This is a genomic window from Flavobacterium sp. SH_e, from assembly GCF_025717045.1.
Lineage (GTDB): Bacteria > Bacteroidota > Bacteroidia > Flavobacteriales > Flavobacteriaceae > Flavobacterium.
Map to the genome: position 1 here is coordinate 170999 of NZ_JAOVZN010000007.1, position 20438 is coordinate 191436.

The window sequence follows — 20438 nt, forward strand, 5'->3', positions numbered from 1 at the left end:
TTTTAAAATCATGGAGAAAGTTTTCCTGCTAATTTGCATAACGATTTTAGCAGATCGCTGTAATTTTCCTCCTAAAGAATTTACTCTTATAGGAAAATGGAAAGCAATCGAATCAAGCGGAAGTGATGCAAACAAGATGTTTGAGATCAGAATTGAAGATGGAAATGAAATAACTTTTGAGAAGGGGAACATCGCAATAGACAAATTAAGAAATAATACTTATGAAGCTTTTGAAAATAGTCTTCATATCTCATTCCCAAAAGAAGAATACTATTACATCATCAATCGTCATAAAACTGACCCTGAAAAAATGTTTTTAACACCAGCAGATGAATATTATAGCATTGCTTGTGATGAAGGTTGCTCTTTTTTATACAAAAAAATACAATAAACAATTTCAATATAAATAAAATATTGAATTAAGGCTTAGCTCAAAAGCCTAAAATAAAAGCACATATAATGAACAAAGGAAAATTAATTGTTTTTTCGGCACCCTCAGGCTCAGGAAAAACAACTATCGTAAAACATTTATTAGGTCAAGAAGATTTAAATCTTGAATTTTCGATTTCGGCAGCATCTCGTGCGCCACGTGGCGAAGAAGTACACGGAAAAGATTATTATTTCATTTCGTTAGAAGAATTCAAAAAGCACATTAAAGCAGAGGATTTCTTGGAATGGGAAGAAGTTTACCGCGATAACTTCTACGGAACTTTAAAATCGGAGATTGAAAGAATCTGGGCTTTAGGGAAAAATGTAATTTTTGACATTGACGTAGTTGGCGGTCTTCGTATTAAACATAAATTTCCAGAAGAAACTCTGGCTGTTTTCGTAAAACCTCCTAGTGTTGACGAATTAAAACGTCGATTAAAACAACGTTCTACAGAAAGTGAAGACAAAATCAATATGCGTATCGCAAAAGCTTCTGTAGAATTGGCAACAGCTCCTCAATTTGACGTAATTATCAAAAATTATGATTTGCCTGTAGCCTTAGAAGAAGCTCATCAATTGGTTAAAGACTTCGTAAATAAATAATTTTTATTCCGCAGAGATACCCAAAGAAAAACATAAAGATTCGCAAAAGTATTATTTTAAACTTTGCGAATCTTTGTGCTATCTTAGCGACTCTCTGTGAAACTATAAAAAATGAAAGTAGGTCTATATTTCGGAACATACAATCCTATACACGTTGGTCATTTGATCATTGCCAATCACATGGCTGAGTTTGCAGATTTAGATCAGATTTGGATGGTGGTTACGCCTCATAATCCGTTAAAAAAGAAAGCGACTTTATTAGACGACCAACAGCGCTTGCAAATGGTTTTTCTGGCAACAGAAGATTATCCGAAAATAAAACCGTCTGATATCGAGTTTAAATTACCTCAGCCAAGTTACACCGTTATCACGCTCGCTCATTTACAAGAGAAATATCCAAATCATGAGTTTTCATTGATTATGGGCGAAGACAATTTGAAGACACTCCACAAATGGAGAAACTATGAAGTAATTCTAGAAAATCATGATATTTATGTTTATCCAAGAATTTCTGATGAACCAGAAAATGTAGAATTAAAATCGCATCCGAAAATTCATGTAATCGATGCGCCAATTGTAGAAATTTCTTCAACTTTTATCCGAAACAGCATTAAAGAAGGCAAAAATATTCAGCCTTTGCTACCGCCAAAGGTTTGGGAATATATTGATCATAATAATTTTTATAAGAAGTAATTAAACACAATCTTGTCATTTCGACCGAAGGAAGAAATCACACTCGGGATTCGATAAAGATTGGCAATTTTCTGTGCGGAGTTTCTAGTGTGATTTCTCCCTTCGGTCGAAATGACAAATAGAACGCAAAAAACTCAAATCATAAAAAAAGCCTGAATTTAAAATTCAGGCTTTCGTTTTATAATTAAGCTTCGATACTCACTTCACTTTTTACTCTTGTTCTGATTTCGCTCAGTGATTGATCAACTAAAAGTTTTCCGTCTCTAAAAACTTCTTTCAGTTCGCCTTCCTTTTCCTCTTCCCAAGAAACATTATCCGTTAAATGGTACTTGCCGTCGATCAAATCAATTTTCATTAATCCTTTAGCAGATTTTTTGGTTCCGTCATCTGTAATCGGATCTTTGAAGATCGCTCTTCCTTCTCCGTTTACTTCTCCGTAAGTTGCTTTCATTGCAAATCCGAAAGTATCTCTGGTATTATATTGATACGTGAAAGATCCAATTCCTAGAACAACATTTGTAGAAGCAAATCCTTTTTCTTTTAATCTCTCGCAGATTTGAGTCGCTCTTGCTACTGTAATACTATCACCATAAATCGCTCCAATTTGCGGAACTAATTCTTTGAATCCTTTAGCATTTGTTGTACCGCCAAAAACGTCCCAAAGCAATTCGATAACTCCTTTTTTCTCTTGTTCTGTTTTTCCATTCGAATTTCCGCAGATAATATCAACCGGATCACCGCTATCAGGACGAATTACTACTTTGCCTTCTCTTGAAACAATATCTTCTCTCAATCTTGGCAAATAATCAGTTAAAACTTTCCATAAATCCCAAGTGTCAGAAACGATAGAAACAATTCCTTTTGGATACACTTCTGTTATTAATCTTTTGAAAGTTTCATACTCGCCTTCTGTCGTTCCCATACACATTACAGAATGCTCTGTCGCAGCTACTGAACCCGCAACCAACTCCTGATCTGAATTCGCTTTGTAATATTCTTCTAAGAAATCAATCGCCGGAATAGTATCAGAACCTGTGAAACTCAACAAGTGTCCTGATGCTGAAGTCAAAGCTGCTTCAATTCCGCCCATTCCTCTCATTGAGAAATCGTGAGCCTGCCAGTCTACAAATTCTGGAACAGATGAAGTCAGATCTGCATATTTATCTAAAACTTTTCTATACTCTTTTGCAATTGTAGCAGAGTTGCAAGGAAGCCAGATCACTGCAGAAAGCAAAGTTTCGAAATAATTCGTCAGCCAGAAAAACTCTGGAATGGTATTGTACATCGTAAACATTGGAACTCTCAACGGAACGCTTGCACCTTCTGGCAATGCTTTAAAAACCATTGGAATGTATCCTAAATCATGTAAATCTTCAATATGTTTAGTTCCAACTTGGTTTTCACCCAAATAATTATTGATTCTGCGAGCGTACTTTGCAACAACTTCTTCTTTTGATTTTTTAAAGAAATACTCTTCAAAGTCATGAATAATATATTTTTTGATGAAATATTGTAATCCGAAGAACACGACTTCATCAACTTCTTCTAATCTAGATTTACGAGGAGTCCAGTTAGAATATACTAATGTTGTTCCGTCTGGATATTGTCTTCTGTGGTCAACTTTGTAACCGTCGGTTAATAATAGTGGGTTCATATATTTTCTATTTATATTTTTTGTGATAATCGTTTTGCTAAATCTTTAATATCATTAGATCTGACCAAATTGTCAATCCATTTTTGTGGCATACTTTCAATTCCGTAATAAATTCCTGCTAATCCTCCTGCAATTGCGCCTGTTGTATCGGTGTCTTCACCTAAATTAACTGCTTTTAAAACCGTTTCTTCGTAAGTATTAGAATTTAAAAAACACCAAAAGCTCGCTTCTAAACTATGCAGAACATAACCCGAAGAATGAATTTCGTTTTCTGGATATGCAGAAATATCATTTTTCAAAATCCTTTCAAACAATCCAATTTCAATCGGATTAAATTCTTTGATTTCTAGAAATTTTGCAACAACATTTTGCATTTCTTTATAAGCTTCGAATTTATCTTTATCTTTTAGAATCTCCAAACAATACACAACATAAATAAAACAGGCAAATACCGATCTGAAATGTGCGTGTGTTACTGATGAAACTTCTTTTACTTTTTTATAAATAACTTCAATATCTTTCTCTTTCTGAAGATAAAAAACCAATGGCAAAATACGCATTAAGGATCCATTTCCGTTATCGCTTTCAGAAAATCCTCCGCATAAATCTGGCTGATGTCCTTTCGCTATATTGTGAATCGCATGAGTAGTTGCTATTCCAATATCAAAAACTTTTCCATGAGGTGTCCACAAATCTGCGGAATACCATTTCACAAAATTCTTAGCGATATCAGTTAAATCATACCCAAAACATAAACTTTCTGCCAGACAAAAAGCAAGTGAGCTATCATCACTCCAAGTTCCGATTGGCTGATGATGTGTTCCAAAACCAAACATTTCAGTAACTGGATTTTGTTTTAAATAAGCTCTAAATCTAAATTCGACTGGAACACCTAATGCATCTCCAACTGCCAATCCAAATAAACCTGATTCTATTTTATTTTTCATGATTTCTTCCCTTTTTACTAGTCAAGCAAATTTTGAATTAATTCATCTAAAGTTTTAAACTGCTCCACTCCATATCTTTCGCAAACAATATCAATGTTTCCTTTTCGCCAGAAATTCTCTTCAACAACTACTTTCATTTTATTCGATTGCGCATAAAGTCCAAACTCTAGCAACGATATTGGCGACATTGTATTTTCTGCAAAATACATGATAACAATATCTGCTTTTTCAAGTGCATCAAGTTCCCAATTTACCTGTTCCTTAAAATGAATATTTTCTATGGTTTGTGACCAGCTGCTATCCCATTCATTTCTTCTTGGATTAAAAACAACATATTGATCTTGCAGCAATTCTTCGCATTTTTTCTGCCAATCAACCGCTTTATCCATCTCTATAGAACCTGCTAAGAAAATGGTTTTTAAATCAATTTTCAAGGGAATTGCTTCTGGTGCTTTATAAATTTTCTTCATGACTGTTTATTTCTTCCTTTTTCATTTAGATAAAATGTCTGTACGATATCACTTTGCCAAAAGACTTTGGTTTCAATATCCAGACAAGTTAATTTTCCATAAAAACCTGCTCCAGTATCAATATTCCAAACATTGCATCCTTGCATCGGAATTTCGACATCATAATGAAGTGTTGGTGTGTGACCGATATAAATTTCATTAAAAAGCAATAATCGTTTTGGATATGAAAGTGAATCTTTTTGAATTCTTTTATCCATTGTCAAAGCCATTTCCCAAAGCGTTCTGTCCCACGAATAATTGGTTTTGTAATGTTCTTTTTCTGGACCATGCATAGATGAAAAACCAGCGTGGATGAACAAATTGTTGTTTTCGTCTACATAGTAATCTTTCATTCTGTTGAAGAATTCGAGATGCTTTTCTTTATCGGAAGAATCAATTTCCTTATAACTTTCTATTGTCGATTTTCCTCCATGCAAAAACCAAATATCATTTATAATATCATTTTGTAACCATTCCTGACACCAAGCATCATGATTTCCTTTTATAAAAACACATTCCTGTTTTTGGGATAATTCAATAAGAAAATCAATCAGCTGTTTAGATTCGCTCCAGCCATCAACATAATCTCCCAAAAAAATAAATCTATCGTTTTCTGAATAATCTGTCCTTTCCAATAACTGAATTAAAGCTTTTAATCCGCCGTGAATATCTCCAAAAACTAAGGTTCTTTTCATGATTAACTAAACTTGTTATTCAGTGCTAAATCCAGTTTTATGAGAAAATCTTTTCCGAATTTATCATTTTCCAATTCTTCATATAGAAACGATGGTAATGTCTTCTCACAATTCTGTTTCTGACTTAAAATTGCCATAGACAATGCTGCAACTGTATCAGTGTCTCCACCATAACCAATTCCTGTTTTTAGGCAATCATTCATAGAAACCGCTTCAGAGACCATTTTAATTACAGCTTGTGTTGTTGGATATCCATGCATATCAATTGGAGAAGTAATTCGATAATTTTCATTCTCTTTTAAAGTCTCGTTCAAAAAATCTATCAAAGTAGATCCATCACCAAGATTATACTTAAAATAATGAACTGCCAAAGCAATGCGTTTCGCACAGCTTATTCCTTCAACCGTATTATGAGAAGTTTTTGCCTGAATCTCACAGAACTCAATTATTTGTTTGATGTCTTTTAAATGTCCAATTGAATATGCTCTCATTGCAGAGCCATTTCCGTTGCTACCATTATCAATTATTTTGATAAAATCTGAACCATTTTTACTGGCATCCAAAGCATTGTAAACTCGATCTGAATAACCACGTCTTTTATCTCTGTGAAATACTTCAACAAACTTATCTGCTACTTTTATTTCGTTCCAATTATCATCTTCAAGCAGCAATTCCGAAATCGCAATTGCCATTTGAGTATCATCAGTATATTTTTTGTAAATCTCTGTATACATTCCGTGTTTATCATACTGAGTCAGATTGTTGTTTTTAGAAATAAAATCTAAATCCCTAAATTCAAAACCCGCACCGTATGCATCGCCTATTGCTGCTTCTAAAATCATGATTGTTGTGTTTGATTATTTAAGATTTAAATTCGATATACTTTGGCGGAACTTCATCTGTCAACCAAACATTGTTTTCAGACAAATAAAATTTGAATCCGTCTCTATGCATGGCGCCACTTCTAACGGTTAAAATTTGCGGAACTCCTCTTCTGCTTCCTACTTTGGTTGCAGTTTCTTTGTCTTTAGAAAGATGCACATGCTGACGACTCATTTTTTTCAAACCTTCTTTTTGAATGTTTTCCATGAATTTCCCAACGGTTCCGTGATACAGATATTCTGAAGGTTCTGTTTCTGCTAAATTTAATTCAACCGAAATCGAATGTCCCTGACTTGCACGGATTTTGGTTTTATCTTCATTGTAAGCAAAACGCTTTTTATCATTATTTTCTACTACATAATCTAAAAGTTCGGCGTCGAGACGATTTCCTTTTTTAGTACATTTTTCTATTAATTCATTGACATCTGCCCAACCATTTTCATCTAATTTTAATCCGATTTTTTCTGGCGAATGTCTGAGCACCAGGCTTAAAAACTTGCTGACGCTCTTTGCTATATTTTCATTCATAAGTAATATATTTTTTAGAAGTCATACACTACAACCTCTACATTGTTGCTAGAAAGATTTTCAAGAATGATAGGTTCAATCATTTCCCATTTTCCTCCAGCTAATCCGCATCCAATTCTAGGCATATGAACGGATGCATTGTTTGTTTTTGCGAAATCAGAAACAGTTTTTAACCCTTCTTCGATAGCGTTATATCGAATTGGAGCACCACCGTTTTCATCTTTATTGATTTTATGCTGACCAATTAAATTTGCCACCCATAAATCTTCTTCAACCTGAACAAACTGCACTTTCCCTAATTCAAAATCATTTTTAGATTTAAACCATTCACGATATTGCTTTTCTGGTGTTTTCCATTTTTTTGAAATTGCCATTACAAACCCTTTTCCCCATCCGCCAATATCATTACAAACGTGAACAATTATCTTATTTTCTGATCCTTCAGGCGATGTTGCATCACCTTTTAAATATTGAATGTCTTTCATTTTTATATTTATTTTAATCAAACGTTCCTACGGAACGTGAATTCGATTAATCGATATTTTTTTCTACCGACCAAATGTTCCTAATGGAACATCTTTAGGATTTCAATTCATCCCTAACCTCCATCAAAGCAAAACCTAAAAGATTCAAACCTTTCCACTTTTTAGGATTTAAAGCGTCTGTATGATCGCTTGCCATTCCGATTCCCCAAATCGGATCTACGGGGCTTGCCTCAACAATGACTCTATCATTTGTGTTTAACAGAAACGTTTTCAAATCTGTATTTTGACTGAATTTGTGAAAGTTTCCTTGTTTTACAATTTCAAATCGGTTTTCCAACCAGATTTTGTCATCGTAATTTCTCACTTTACGGCCTAATTTTTTGGCTTCGGCAGGTGAATTGCATTGTACGATTTTTTCTAAAATTTCCTGATCCTTAAACAATTCAGCCTTTTTTGCCATCATCCAATGTTCGGCTGTTTTGTAAGTCACACCAGCAACTTCAAAAGAACTTAACCACCATTGGCTAAAGCAAGTTTTAGTAACCGTTCCGTCTTTGCTTGGCTGATGTCCCCAGAAAAATAAAAACTTACTTTCTGGAGCTATGTTATCTATATTGTATTTCATTTTGTTAGTGTTTTTTGTTTAAAGTTTAAAGTTTCAGGTTTTTCGCTCAACTTGAAACAGTTAGCATTTTTTTCGTTTCAGATTTACGTTACACAGAGAACTTGAAACCTGAAACTTGAAACATTTAAACTAATTGATCCAATCCAATTACCTTAACGCTTTCACCTTCAAAATCTTTAAAAGAGTTTGTTGTAAAAATTCCGTCGAAGCAGTTTAAAACTTCAAAACCTTTATTAAAGATTCCGTGGCTTACGGCTAAATATAATTTTCCGGCATTTTTCTTTTTTAATTCTTCAGCTAATCCTACGAAAGTTCCTCCTCCATCGCAAATGTCATCTACAATTAAACAATCCATTCCTTGTAAATCATCTTCATACACTTTAAAACCAGATAGTTTTCCAGTTTTTACATCGCGGCTTTTGCTGCATTCTACCACTTCAACTCCGCCTAAAAACTCAGAAACTTTGTAGATCTTTTTCAAAGCCCCGCCATCTGGAGAAATCAGTTTTACATTATTTCCGATATTTTCTAAAACTTCTTTGATAAAAGTATAGTTCGGAATCACTGTACTATTATTCAACAAAGCTGGAGTAACTTCTGAATGCGCATCAAAAACAAAAACTTTGTTCAATTGCATTCCATTAATAATATCTGCATACACTTTTACAGATAATGGTTCGCCAGGAATCATAACACGATCTTGTCTTGCCGCTGGAAAATACGGAATAAAAAGATCGATAATCTTAACATCCATTCTGCGCAACGCATCAACCGTAACGCACAATAAACCTAAATCATTGAATGAATTCAATCTATGTGTAACAGTTACTTTTCTGTTAACATCAAAATCTGGCGCAATTTTAATGTGTGGCTCACCTCCAGAAAATGTAAAACTTTGAAATTTGATTTCTTCCTGATTTTGAAATGGAGCGAATTTTGGGTCGAGATTTAGTATCATAGCTTTTTAGTTTGCGTTAATTATACGCAAATGTAGAATTTATTTTTAGATAAACAATTTATTTTGTGTAAAAATTACGCAAACTTTATTTCGAAGTGAAATCCATTTTGAATTAACTCGTTATATTTCAACTTGTTAAACTTAAAAAGTTTTGCCGGACGACCTGTTTTAATAGGTGAAAATTTTTCAGTTTCTTCTAAAATACCGTAGCTCAGTATTTTTTTTCTGAAATTTCGACGGTCGATTTCTTTTTCTAAAATGGTGCAGTAAAGGTTTTCAAGATCTGAAAACAAGAATTCTTCTGGAAGCAAATCGAAACCAATTGGCTCATATGTCAATTTGGCTTTAAGCCTTTCTATTCCTTTTTTTAAGATTAAATTATGGTCAAAGGCTAAAGGCGGAATTTCATCTATTTTAAACCATTGCACTCTTTCGGCATCTGTATCTGCTTTAATTTCTAAATTCGACGCATCTACTAAAGCGTAATACGCTACTGAAATAACACGATTTCTAGAATCTCTGTAGATATCATCTCCAAAAGTGTACAATTGTTCCATAAAAGTGAGCTGTACATTGGTTTCTTCGTGCAACTCGCGAATAACAGCATCGCTCAAAGATTCATCATTCTGAACCAAACCTCCTGGCAAAGCCCAGTATTTCTCTGAAGTGCCAAACTGCTGTTCGATCAATAATGCATATAAACCGTTGTTTTTATATCCGAAAACAATTGCATCTACGGCAATTCTAATATTTTGCAATTTTTCCATAATCCTAAATCATATCAAACAAATATAACGAATGAGAGCCAATTTTATAATCTAATGCAAAAGCTTAAATTATAAAATTGGCTCTCAAATATGATCTCTTAATTTCTTTTCTAATTTACTGTAACAGTTCTTTTAGGCACAGATGTACATTCTTGACCATCTTTTTTAACTGTAACTTCAGCTTTAGCTTCATACGTTCCAGCCGCAGCATAAGTATGTGTTACCACCGCACCAGTTCCTGTCGTCCCGTCTCCAAATGTCCATTTTACAGAAACCAAAGTTCCGGTTCCGTCATATGTCACTGAGTAATTCATCAATTTAGGATTAGTGGCATCAGTAGAATTATGCATTTTCACGTAAAGTGATTCTGCAAGACAATCAATAATTACTTCATCATCGTGTTTACTGCAAGAATTGATTCCAAAAAACACCATCGAAAACATCAAAATAGCCGCAATCTTTTTCATAATCGGAAATTTTTAGTGGTTTATATATATCAAAAATATCCTTTTTAAAAGACATTATCAAACTGAAATGCAAGAATTTTCATCTATTTCACATTTAGATATTTCTATAGTCTATTACCAAAAAATAACTTTAGTTCTTTCTCGATAATATCAAAAAATGACTTTACGTTATTATTTTTTGGAGCTAATAAATACACAAACTCTTCTGGTACGTGAAAACTATTCCATAACAATTGCAGTTTATTCTTTTTAATAAATTCTCTCGCGTTACAATTCCATGTAGCAGCCACTCCTTCATTTTTACCTAAAAGACGAAGCATTTCTGACTCTGAAGGAATAATGTAATTTGGAACCATTGAAGGTCTTTTTTTATTGAAAGCGTGAAGCCAGAACAACTTTATATGTGGAATTCTCGCATCGTGGCTGTACCATTTTTGTGCATTAAGCCACTGTTCTATTTCAGTAAAATTATCCGATTTTAATTTCTGACGGAATTCAGTTATATCCAAAGAAGTTGGAGCAACTAATATCAATTTGATTTTTCCAACAACCTCGTAAGTCGTATCAAATGTGTCAAATCGTTTTGTAGTAATGGCAAAATCTAATTTTTTAGCATCAACCAGTGCGAAGAGTTCATCATTTTCTGCGAAAGTAAAATCAATTAAATCAAATTTTGAAATTAAAATATTTCCAACGCATTCAAAAAGATGTTTAGAGATTCCAACAGAAATTAAGCGATTAGCATCTTCTGCTTTTGCTCTGAAACTGGTTTCGACACTTTCGAGTCTATCAAGTGCATCTATAATCAAATTATTCAGTAACTTAGCGTATTCGGTCGGTTCAACTCCTTTCGATTTCCGATTAAACAATTTATTTCCCACGTGTGCCTCAAGCATTGAAATCTGCTGACTAACCGCAGGCTGACTCATAAATAATTCCTTCGCAGCCACTGAAAAATTACCGTTTTTGTAAACTGCCTTAAAAGTTCTGTACCATTCTAGATTTACCATGTTATAAATTTATTTATAACAAACATAGTTTATTTTATTTTTACTGATATCACTTTAGCCGTAAATTTGTTCAAAATTTAAAATTATGAAAAAAATAGCACTTTTCGCAATAACTGCATTTACAGCTGTAAGCATTTCTGCTGAAGCTCAAAAATCAAACAAAAAGAGTATGAAAAAGGTATTATTTGTTGTTACCAGCAATGATAAACTGGGCAACACGGGAGAAAAAACAGGATTCTGGTCAGAAGAATTTGCTGCACCATATTACGAGTTATTAGATCAAGGAGTAGAAATTGCAATTGCATCTCCGCTTGGAGGTCAGCCGCCAATTGATCCAAAAAGTGCCGATCCAGCTTCGGCTACTGAAGACACAAAACGTTTTGATGCCGATAAAGTTTTACAGGAAAAACTAAAAAACACTTTGAAACTTTCTACAGTTAACCAAAAAGATTACGACGCTGTATTTTATCCGGGAGGTCACGGTCCGCTTTGGGATTTAGTTGAAGATAAAAGTTCAATCGCTTTAATCGAATCTTTTTACACGCACAATAAACCTGTAGCTTTTGTTTGTCACGCGCCTGCAGTTTTGAAAAACGTAAAAGTAAAAGGGGAATATTTAGTAAAAGGCAAAAAAATAACTAGTTTTACAAATGAGGAAGAAGAAGCTGTTGGATTAACTAAAGTAGTTCCGTTTTTATTGGAAGACGCTTTGGCATCAAACGGAGGAATTTTTTCTAAAGGTCCAAACTGGCAACCGTACGCAGTTCAAGACGGACTTTTAATTACAGGACAAAACCCAGCTTCGTCTAAATTGGTGGCGGGGAAATTATTACAGGAATTAAAGTAAAGATATTATCCCGATAGCTATCGGTACTAAGTTACTGAGATTCTAGGATTTTAACAACTTGACTTTTATTAATAATAAATCAACCCGATGCTATTATTCTGAGAATACTGGTTAGAAAAACTTAGTCCCTTAGAATCTTAGCATCTTAGAAACTCAAAAAAATGCTAAACTTTGAATTATACAATCCGACAAACTTAGTTTTCGGAAAAGGACAAATTGAAAAACTTTCGACTTTAGTTCCAAAAGACGCAAAAGTGCTTTTGGCTTATGGAGGCGGAAGTATCTTTAAAAACGGAATTTACGATCAAGTAATCAACAACCTTAAAGGTTTTGAAATTGTAGAATTTGGCGGAATTGAGCCAAATCCGAGATTTGAAACTTTAATGAAAGCGGTTGATGTGATCAAAGCAGAAAAAATAGATTTTATTTTGGCAGTTGGCGGCGGATCTGTAATTGATGGCGTGAAATTTATTTCGGGCGCTGTTCATTTTGAAGGAAATCCGATTGACATTTTGCAGAAACGTATTTTGATTAAAGAAAATGCAATGCCATTTGGAACTGTTTTGACTCTTCCAGCAACGGGAAGCGAAATGAATTCTGGATATGTAGTAACGATTGAAGCTACTCAGGAAAAATTATCTTCTGGCGGAAGCGCATTATTTCCACAATTTTCAATCTGTGATCCAACAGTAATTTCGTCTTTACCAAAAAGACAAATCGAAAATGGTGTTGTAGATGCTTACACACACGTTATGGAACAATATTTAACGTATCCTACTGATGCTTTTCTTCAAGACAGGATTGCCGAAGGTGTTCTTCAGACTTTAATTGAAGTTGGCCCTGGAATTGTAGAAAATCCAACCGATTATACTTTGGCTTCTAATTTTATGTGGAGCTGTACAATGGCTTTAAACGGATTAATCCAAAAAGGTGTTCCAAGTGACTGGGCCACTCATATGATTGGTCACGAATTGACAGCACTTTACGAAATTGATCATGCAAGAACTTTGGCGATTATTGGTCCAAGTTTATACCATGTAATGTTTGAAACTAAAAAGGAAAAATTAGCGCAATACGGAAGAAGAATCTTTAACTTAAATGGTTCTGACGAAGAAGTGGCAAAAGAAGCGATCAACAAAACTGTTGAATTTTTCCATAAAATGGGAATGGACACTAAACTTTCTCAATACACAGAAGATTATTCTAACACAGCCGATTTTATCGTAAATCGTTTTGAAGAGAGAGGCTGGAAAGGTTTAGGAGAAAATCAATTAGTGACTTTAGACAAAGTAAGATCAATTGTGGAGCTTTCATACTAGTCACAGTATTCAGTGCCAGTTTTCAGTTTTGCAAATCACTGAAAACTGCGACTGCGACTGAAAACTAAAAAAGGCGTTCTTAACAAGTTTAGGAACGCCTTTTCAAAATACTAAAACAAAACTAACTAACTCAATTTTTTCTAAATTCATTAAAATTCTAATTTATAAATTGTTATAACGTATAGCGATTTATTTTATTGTGCAGTTTTAAAAAAATATTTTTAAACTTAAACTTCTTGAAACTCATTACTATTAAAGTGGCTTTTCAAAATTTCTTAAATCAGATTTTGCTTTATTAGCACATTATTAAGTACTTTTGTTTTAAATTATTAAAATAATGAGCGAAAATTTAAAATTTGCAGTGATTGGTGGAGGAAGCTGGGCAACGGCAATTGCAAAAATGTTATGTGTAAATCTTTCTGAAATTTCGTGGTACATGCGCAATGATGCCGCTATCGAGCATATCGAGAAATTCAAACACAATCCGAACTACTTAAGTTCTGTTGAATTTGACACCAAAAAACTCAAATTAACCAACAATATAAATGAAGCGATAGAATATGCAGATTATATCATTTTTGCAATTCCATCTGCTTTCTTAGATGCTGAATTAAAAAACATGACGGTTTCTTTATCAGATAAAATAATTTTTTCTGCTATTAAAGGAATTGTTCCTGAAACTAGTTTAATTGTTGGCGAACATTTCCATATTCAATACGACATTCCATATTACAATATTGGAGTAATTACAGGTCCGTGCCACGCAGAAGAAGTTGCTTTAGAAAGACTTTCTTATTTGACAATTGCTTGCGGTGATCCTGATAAAGCTAAAACTGTGGCTAAAACACTTTCTGGAAATTATATTAAAGCCAAAATTTCAGATGATATTATCGGAACTGAATATGCGGCAATGCTAAAAAACATTTACTCTATTGCTGCCGGAATTGCACATGGTTTAGGTTATGGCGACAACTTCCAATCTGTTTTAATGAGTAATGCAATTCGCGAAATGAAGAAATTCATCAGAAAAGTGCATAAAATGAAACGTAATATCAATGATTCGGCTTATCTAGGCGATTTGTTAGTTACAGGATATTCAGTTTTCTCTAGAAATAGAATGTTCGGAAATATGATCGGAAAAGGTTATACCGTAAAAAGTGCCATGATGGAAATGAGTATGGTTGCCGAAGGTTATTATGCAACAAAAAGTGCTTATAAACTAAATCAAGGCTACGGTGCCAAAACGCCAATTATCGATGCTGTTTATGCTGTTCTTTACGAAGGAAAAGATGCTAAAACGGTTTTCAAGAAATTGACTGAGTCTTTGGATTAGATTTTTAGAGTGAAAAGAAGAAAGAGGCAAGAAGCAAGACTTATCTTAAAAATAAAAAAAGAGCCAAACTGAATTTCAGTCTTGGCTCTTTCTTCTTTATTCTATTTTAGTCTTAATATAGTCTTTTCTCTTGCTTCTTGCTTCTTTAAAACTCTACTTCACCATAATCCCTTCAACAAACAAAATTGGCACTTCTTCCGTTTTATTTTCGTCAAGCGAATTGGCTTTAAAAATGAACTTCTTGTCGTACAAAGTATTTCCGATGAAGAAAGTTACCATAAACTCATTATTTAGCACTAAAAGGCTTTTTTCTACCAATTCTATTTTTACAACAGAAACAGATGGAACCTCAACAAAAGCATGACGCAGAATTGATGTTTTTTTCATTTCGCCGTCAATAGTTCCAAAAGCTTTTGAAACTACCATAACGCTGTCTAAATTAAAATCGCTGTCATTAACTAAATAAGCGTACCACACTTTTTTCATAAAATCGTCGCTCCATTCCTGCACTGCGGCAAGAAATACGTTTTCTACTTCTGGAATTATTATATCTTTTTTCATAATATAGCAATTAGTAAAAAGTAAATAGTGATTAGAAAGAAAGCTTCTCACTAATCACTATTTACTAATAACTTTATTTTTAAATATTTGCTTTAAACTGCTCTAAGAAACGAACATCGTTTTCATAAAACATTCTAATATCTCCAATTTGGTATAAAAGCATTGCAATACGCTCTACTCCCATTCCGAAAGCAAATCCGTTGTATTCATCTGGATTGATATCGCAGTTTTTAAGAACATTTGGATCTACCATTCCGCAGCCTCCAATTTCTAACCAGCCTGTTCCTTTTGTGATTCTGTAATCAGTTTCTGTTTTTAGTCCCCAATAAATATCAATTTCAGCACTTGGCTCTGTAAATGGGAAATATGACGGACGAAGACGAATCTTAGATTTTCCGAACATTTCTTTTGTGAAATAAAGTAATGTCTGCTTCAAATCAGCGAAAGAAACATCTTTGTCAATGTACAATCCTTCCACTTGATGGAAAATACAGTGCGAACGAGATGAAATTGCTTCGTTACGGAAAACACGTCCCGGAGAAATCGTACGGATTGGCGGTTTATGATTTTCCATATAACGAACCTGAACCGACGATGTATGCGTACGCAATAAAACATCTGGATTTGTCTGAATGAAAAATGTATCCTGCATATCACGCGCTGGGTGATATTCTGGTAAATTCAATGCCGTAAAGTTATGCCAGTCGTCTTCGATTTCTGGACCTTCAGATACGTTGAATCCGATATTAGCAAAAATATCTATAATCTGATTTTTAACGATAGAAATAGGATGGCGAGAACCAATAATTACTGGTTCTGCTGAACGTGTTAAATCACCAAAAATGCCTTTAGATTCTTCTTTGCTTTCAAGTTCTTCCTGAATAACTCTTACTTTCTCTTCAGCAACGGCTTTTAAAGTATTTATAACTTGTCCAAAGTCTTTTTTCTGGTCGTTTGGAATATTTTTAAATTCAGTAAAAAGTTCTTTCAACAAACCTTTACTACCCAAATATTTAATACGAAATTGTTCTAAAGATTCTTTGTTTTTTTCATTAAAGGCTTTGGCTTCCTCTATATGTTGTTTTATCTTATCTATCATTTTCATTCAGTTCTGAGAATACAAATTTAGTATTTTTAGTTGAAAGTCTTTAGTCACAGTTGCAGTTTTAAGTTTTCAACCCAATAATTATGCTAACTGTCACTGAGACTGAGACTAAAATTTACTCAATAAGTTTTCGTTCTAAAAAATAATTTACAATCGCTTCTTTCATTAAAACCGATTGTTCACCTGCTTTTAACGGCGGTAAATTTTCTTTTACTTTGTAATGAGGCCAACCTTCATCGTCGAAATATTCGAATTCGTAAAATCCGTATGGTTCTAACAATCTGCAAATTGCAATGTGCATTAAATTCAGTTTTTCGTCTTTTTTATATTGACGGTGCACTTTTCCATATTCCTGAACTCCGATTAGGTAAATTATGGCATCCAAATCTAAATCTTCGCCTTGCGAAAACTGATTGGAAAGCATATCTACGAGCTTTTCCCATCGCTCTTTTAATTGTGTATCTCTAGACATTTAATTTATGATTTTTGATTGTAGATTTTAGATTGCTGATTTAAAAATCTATTCTGAAGGGGGCAGAATCGCAATCTATATTCTAAATTTTGATTTGCAAAGATACATAGTTCAATACATTGCACCTAAAAAAATAAACGTATACCAAAAGAGTGCTACAAAAAACCTCCGAACCTTCGCCACTCTGAATCTTTGAACCTCAAAAAAACCTATCTTTGCGCCTCATTAAACACCAAACCAAAACATGAGTTTTTTTGATATTATCGTAGGTGCACTTTTGTGTTATAGTTTATATAAAGGCATTAAAAACGGACTTTTTGTAGAAGTTGCTTCTTTCATTTCTTTGCTATTAGGAATTTATCTTGCGATTAAATTTTCTTCATTAATGACCGAAATGATTTCAAAACATGTTTCTTGGAATCCTACCAATATTCAAATAACGGCTTTTATCTTAACTTTTATTCTAGTTGTCATTGGCGTTTATTTCTTAGCCAAAATTTTAACCGGAATTGCGGATTTTGCTATGTTAGGTTGGATGAATAAACTTGGAGGTGGATTTTTCAGGGTTTTAAAAACCATTCTGATTTTAAGTATTTTTATCGCTTTGTTCGAAAAAATAAATTTCAACAATACTTTTGCCAAACAAGAAACTTTGGATAAATCTATTTTTTATAATCCAGTGAAAAAAGTGGCTGCTTTTGTTTATCCGTCGATTGAAAAATGGTACGAAACTTTTAAAAAAGAACATTCTGAAAAACCAGAAGAAAAAGAACAAACTACAAACAAGGAATAATTCATTTTGTTAGACTGAATGAAGTTGAAGCCTCTCATTTACAAATAAATAAACCCGACAGGTTTCAAAAACCTGTCGGGTTTATTTAATTAGAAAGCCTCGGCGAGGCGATATATTTATAGAAATTAAACCGTCCGAATGTAAAGAGCTCCAACGGAGCGAAATATTTGAATTGTAAATAATTTATATGTCGCTCCGCTGGAGCTTTATATTGTAAATATCTATTTTATTCTATAAATATTTCGCTTCTCCGAAGCTTGCATAAAAAAGAAACCCAACAGGTTTCAAAAACTTGTCGCGTTTAAATAATTTATTTTTTCTCTTTAATCCAAAGTTGCAGAATCTTTTTTTCTCCCTTTTTCAATTCAACTTCTCGTTTATTGTCACCATAAATCAAAGTTGTCTTCCCTCCAATTTTAGAAGAAATTGTTATTTGCTGAACGATTTTATCGTTCCAATTCATTTCAATTTCAAAACCACCTCTGGCGCAAATTCCTTTTACAGAACCTTCTGACCAAGCGTCTGGTAAAGCTGGAAGTAATCGGGTTTCGTTTTCATCAGATTGAACCAACATTTCAGCAACAGCTGCTGCGCCTCCAAAATTCCCATCAATTTGAAATGGTGGATGGGCATCGAATAAATTCGGATACGTTCCTCCTCCTCTTCTTGGCTTTTCTGTTTTCTTTCCGTCAGGGTCTACGTAGCGTAATAATTCACGATACATTTTATAAGCACGATTTCCGTCCCAAAGTCTTGCCCAAAGATTGATTCTCCAGCCTTTTGACCATCCTGTGGTTTCGTCTCCTTTTATTTCTAATGTTTTCTTTGAAGCTTCCGCTAAATCGGGCGTTTTTAATGGCGTAATATGATCACCAGGGAAAAGTCCAAATAAATGTGATTGATGACGGTGTTTTGGGTCATTATCTTCCCAATCAAAATACCATTCTTGAAGATTTCCTTTTTTACCAATTTGATATGGATACAATTTTGAAAGTGCTGTTTCCAGTTTTTTTCTGAAATCAGCATCTGTATTTAATACTTTTGAAGCTTTAATTGTTTTATCAAAACATTCGCGGATCATAGCTAAATCGGCAGTTCCTCCGTATAATGTTGCACCAACAAAACCATCTGACAATTTATATTGATTTTCTGGCGAAGTCGATGGCGAAGTAATTAAATTTCCATTTTTATCGGTTACAAGCCATCCTAAACAAAATTCGGCAGCACCTTTCATTAAAGGATAACCTTCTTTTTTTAAATAAGCTAAATCTTGCGTAAAAGTATAATGTTCCCAGATGTGTGTGCTCAACCATGCTTGTGCCATTGGCCAGCACGCCCACATTGGATCTTCTTTTCCAAATTGTCCAACCGGATTGGTCATTGCCCAAATGTCCGAATTGTGCGCCGCAGCCCAGCCTTTATCTACTCCGTAAAAAGTTTTGGCTGTAACTTTTCCTGTTACCGAAAGATTTTTAATGAAGCTCAAAAGTGAGGAATGCATTTCTGAAAGATTGGTGTTTTCTGCCAGCCAATAATTTTCTTCCAAGTTGATATTCATCGTATAATTACTGCTCCAAGGCGGGCTTAAATGCGGATTCCAAAGTCCTTGTAAATTGGCAGGAACGCCTAAAGTTCTTGACGAACTTATTAATAAATAGCGTCCAAAATTGAAATATAGAATTTCTAGGTTCTTATCTTCTTTTCCGTCAGCATAACGCAATAAACGCTCGTCTGTCGGTAAATCTGGAGCGGTTGTTTTTCCTAAATCTAAAGTAACACGATTGAAAAATTTTTGATAATCGGCAATGTGAGATTCTTTTAATTTATCGAATGGTTTTGCGTAGGCGTTATTCAGATTTTGCAAAGCAATTGAAACATCATCTAAACCTTCTGATGCTGGATTTTTGTCAAAACCGTTAAAACTTGTTGCGACAGAAACAAAAATAATTGCTTCGGTTGCATCTGTTAAAGTCAATGATTCTCTTGAACTCGTGATTTTCCCGTCGGTTTTTTTGATTTGTACTAAACCTGTAAATCTTGTTCCTCTATCTTTTAAACTCAGATATTTTTGGGGAACGCTATATCCTGCATTCTCATGAATTGGTGCAGAACCTCTTAATACCAAAATATTATTTCGCACTTCAACATTTGACTGCAAAAGACTTTTTAAATTAATATCAAAATTTAAAGCCCCTTTTTGATCGGCTGTTAATTTGATAATCATAACTTTATCTAGAGCCGATACGAAATATTCTCGCGTATATTTTATCCCCGCCATTTCGTAACTTACTTTAGAAATGGCATTCGAAAGATCCAATTCACGACGGTAATTTACTGCTTTTCCTTTTTCAGAATTATTGATTTCCAATGTTCCTAAAGGCGCATACGATTCGGAATTTTTTCCCTGAACTTTTTTATTGAGTTCTTCGGCCAGTTTGTAGTTTTCTTTTTGTAAAGCTTCACGAATTGCGGGAATGTTTTTATAAGCTTCCGGACTCATATTCGCATTCACGGGTTCGCCTGACCAAAGCGTAATGTCATTCAGATAAATTTTATCCGAATTGGCTCCTCCAAAAACGGTTGCTCCCATTTTTCCGTTTCCTAAAACTAAGCTTTCCTCAAAGAATTCTGCGGGTTGTTTATACCATAAAACATTTTTGGATTGTGCCGAAATGTTTGTGTAACAAGAGGTGAGAAGTAAGATGAAAAATGTTTTTCTAATCATATTTGGTTATCTTATCCTAACAGGTTTTCAA

The 20438-nt window shown here is 33.9% G+C and carries 23 protein-coding genes; 7 read left to right on the plus strand and 16 right to left on the minus strand.

Annotated features, from left to right (window positions below):
- Positions 1 to 10: 10 nt before the first annotated feature.
- The 3 genes from OD917_RS17800 (at position 11) to nadD (ending at position 1725) form a co-directional block, all read left to right on the plus strand.
- A complete protein-coding gene (locus tag OD917_RS17800) occupies positions 11 to 391 on the plus strand; it encodes a hypothetical protein (protein ID WP_263524778.1) in 381 nt (126 codons plus the stop codon).
- Between the two features lie 68 nt (positions 392 to 459).
- Complete coding sequence (gene gmk, locus OD917_RS17805) at positions 460 to 1032, plus strand: guanylate kinase (protein ID WP_263524779.1); 573 nt, start codon at positions 460 to 462, stop codon at positions 1030 to 1032.
- A 111-nt stretch (positions 1033 to 1143) separates the two neighbouring features.
- Positions 1144 to 1725: a nicotinate (nicotinamide) nucleotide adenylyltransferase gene (gene nadD / locus OD917_RS17810; RefSeq protein ID WP_263524780.1), complete on the plus strand. Its 582-nt coding sequence runs from the start codon at positions 1144 to 1146 to the stop codon at positions 1723 to 1725.
- A gap of 184 nt (positions 1726 to 1909) precedes the next feature.
- On the opposite strand, the gene OD917_RS17815 is transcribed toward nadD, so the two are convergent.
- From OD917_RS17815 to OD917_RS17870, 12 genes are all read right to left on the minus strand, one after another.
- Positions 1910 to 3379: a nicotinate phosphoribosyltransferase gene (locus OD917_RS17815; RefSeq protein WP_263524781.1), complete on the minus strand. Its 1470-nt coding sequence runs from the start codon at positions 3377 to 3379 to the stop codon at positions 1910 to 1912.
- A gap of 11 nt (positions 3380 to 3390) precedes the next feature.
- Positions 3391 to 4326, minus strand: coding sequence for an ADP-ribosylglycohydrolase family protein (locus OD917_RS17820; RefSeq protein ID WP_263524782.1), 936 nt, complete (start codon positions 4324 to 4326; stop codon positions 3391 to 3393).
- 17 nt (positions 4327 to 4343) lie between these two features.
- A complete protein-coding gene (locus OD917_RS17825) occupies positions 4344 to 4796 on the minus strand; it encodes a nucleoside 2-deoxyribosyltransferase domain-containing protein (protein WP_263524783.1) in 453 nt (150 codons plus the stop codon).
- Positions 4793 to 5530, minus strand: a complete 738-nt coding sequence (locus OD917_RS17830; protein ID WP_263524784.1) for a metallophosphoesterase family protein — start codon at positions 5528 to 5530, stop codon at positions 4793 to 4795. Before OD917_RS17830 ends, OD917_RS17825 begins: the two co-directional genes overlap by 4 nt.
- 2 nt (positions 5531 to 5532) lie before the next feature.
- Entirely contained in the window at positions 5533 to 6372 is an 840-nt protein-coding gene (locus OD917_RS17835) for an ADP-ribosylglycohydrolase family protein (protein WP_263524785.1), read from the minus strand.
- A gap of 19 nt (positions 6373 to 6391) precedes the next feature.
- Positions 6392 to 6940, minus strand: coding sequence for an RNA 2'-phosphotransferase (locus OD917_RS17840; protein WP_263524786.1), 549 nt, complete (start codon positions 6938 to 6940; stop codon positions 6392 to 6394).
- A 14-nt stretch (positions 6941 to 6954) separates the two neighbouring features.
- Entirely contained in the window at positions 6955 to 7425 is a 471-nt protein-coding gene (locus tag OD917_RS17845; RefSeq protein WP_263524787.1) for a macro domain-containing protein, read from the minus strand.
- 94 nt (positions 7426 to 7519) lie between these two features.
- A complete protein-coding gene (locus OD917_RS17850) occupies positions 7520 to 8050 on the minus strand; it encodes an NADAR family protein (protein WP_263524788.1) in 531 nt (176 codons plus the stop codon).
- 124 nt (positions 8051 to 8174) lie between these two features.
- On the minus strand, positions 8175 to 9008 hold the full coding sequence (gene prs / locus OD917_RS17855; protein WP_263524789.1) for a ribose-phosphate diphosphokinase: 834 nt from the start codon (positions 9006 to 9008) through the stop codon (positions 8175 to 8177).
- A 74-nt stretch (positions 9009 to 9082) separates the two neighbouring features.
- Positions 9083 to 9775, minus strand: a complete 693-nt coding sequence (locus OD917_RS17860) for an NUDIX hydrolase (protein WP_263524790.1) — start codon at positions 9773 to 9775, stop codon at positions 9083 to 9085.
- 110 nt (positions 9776 to 9885) lie between these two features.
- Complete coding sequence (locus OD917_RS17865) at positions 9886 to 10242, minus strand: PKD domain-containing protein (protein WP_119793342.1); 357 nt, start codon at positions 10240 to 10242, stop codon at positions 9886 to 9888.
- 104 nt (positions 10243 to 10346) lie between these two features.
- Entirely contained in the window at positions 10347 to 11252 is a 906-nt protein-coding gene (locus tag OD917_RS17870) for a LysR family transcriptional regulator (protein WP_263524791.1), read from the minus strand.
- Positions 11253 to 11337: 85 nt separating this feature from the next.
- Here OD917_RS17870 and OD917_RS17875 point away from each other — a divergent pair, with 85 nt between their 5' ends.
- The 3 genes from OD917_RS17875 (at position 11338) to OD917_RS17885 (ending at position 14751) form a co-directional block, all read left to right on the plus strand.
- Complete coding sequence (locus OD917_RS17875; protein ID WP_263524792.1) at positions 11338 to 12099, plus strand: type 1 glutamine amidotransferase domain-containing protein; 762 nt, start codon at positions 11338 to 11340, stop codon at positions 12097 to 12099.
- Between the two features lie 161 nt (positions 12100 to 12260).
- Complete coding sequence (locus OD917_RS17880) at positions 12261 to 13418, plus strand: iron-containing alcohol dehydrogenase (RefSeq protein WP_263524793.1); 1158 nt, start codon at positions 12261 to 12263, stop codon at positions 13416 to 13418.
- A 337-nt stretch (positions 13419 to 13755) separates the two neighbouring features.
- Positions 13756 to 14751: an NAD(P)H-dependent glycerol-3-phosphate dehydrogenase gene (locus OD917_RS17885; RefSeq protein WP_111287351.1), complete on the plus strand. Its 996-nt coding sequence runs from the start codon at positions 13756 to 13758 to the stop codon at positions 14749 to 14751.
- Positions 14752 to 14904: 153 nt separating this feature from the next.
- Here the strand turns inward: OD917_RS17885 and OD917_RS17890 are convergent, their stop codons facing one another.
- The 3 genes from OD917_RS17890 to OD917_RS17900 all read right to left on the minus strand — a co-directional run bounded on the left by OD917_RS17890 (position 14905) and on the right by OD917_RS17900 (position 16889).
- Positions 14905 to 15312: a hypothetical protein gene (locus OD917_RS17890; protein WP_263524794.1), complete on the minus strand. Its 408-nt coding sequence runs from the start codon at positions 15310 to 15312 to the stop codon at positions 14905 to 14907.
- A 79-nt stretch (positions 15313 to 15391) separates the two neighbouring features.
- Positions 15392 to 16411, minus strand: a complete 1020-nt coding sequence (locus OD917_RS17895) for a phenylalanine--tRNA ligase subunit alpha (protein WP_263524795.1) — start codon at positions 16409 to 16411, stop codon at positions 15392 to 15394.
- A 121-nt stretch (positions 16412 to 16532) separates the two neighbouring features.
- A complete protein-coding gene (locus OD917_RS17900; RefSeq protein WP_263524796.1) occupies positions 16533 to 16889 on the minus strand; it encodes a hypothetical protein in 357 nt (118 codons plus the stop codon).
- A 244-nt stretch (positions 16890 to 17133) separates the two neighbouring features.
- Here OD917_RS17900 and OD917_RS17905 point away from each other — a divergent pair, with 244 nt between their 5' ends.
- Entirely contained in the window at positions 17134 to 17682 is a 549-nt protein-coding gene (locus OD917_RS17905) for a CvpA family protein (RefSeq protein ID WP_263524797.1), read from the plus strand.
- A gap of 310 nt (positions 17683 to 17992) precedes the next feature.
- Here OD917_RS17905 and OD917_RS17910 read toward each other — a convergent pair whose 3' ends face one another.
- Positions 17993 to 20407, minus strand: a complete 2415-nt coding sequence (locus OD917_RS17910) for a glycoside hydrolase family 95 protein (protein WP_263524798.1) — start codon at positions 20405 to 20407, stop codon at positions 17993 to 17995.
- Positions 20408 to 20438: the final 31 nt, after the last annotated feature.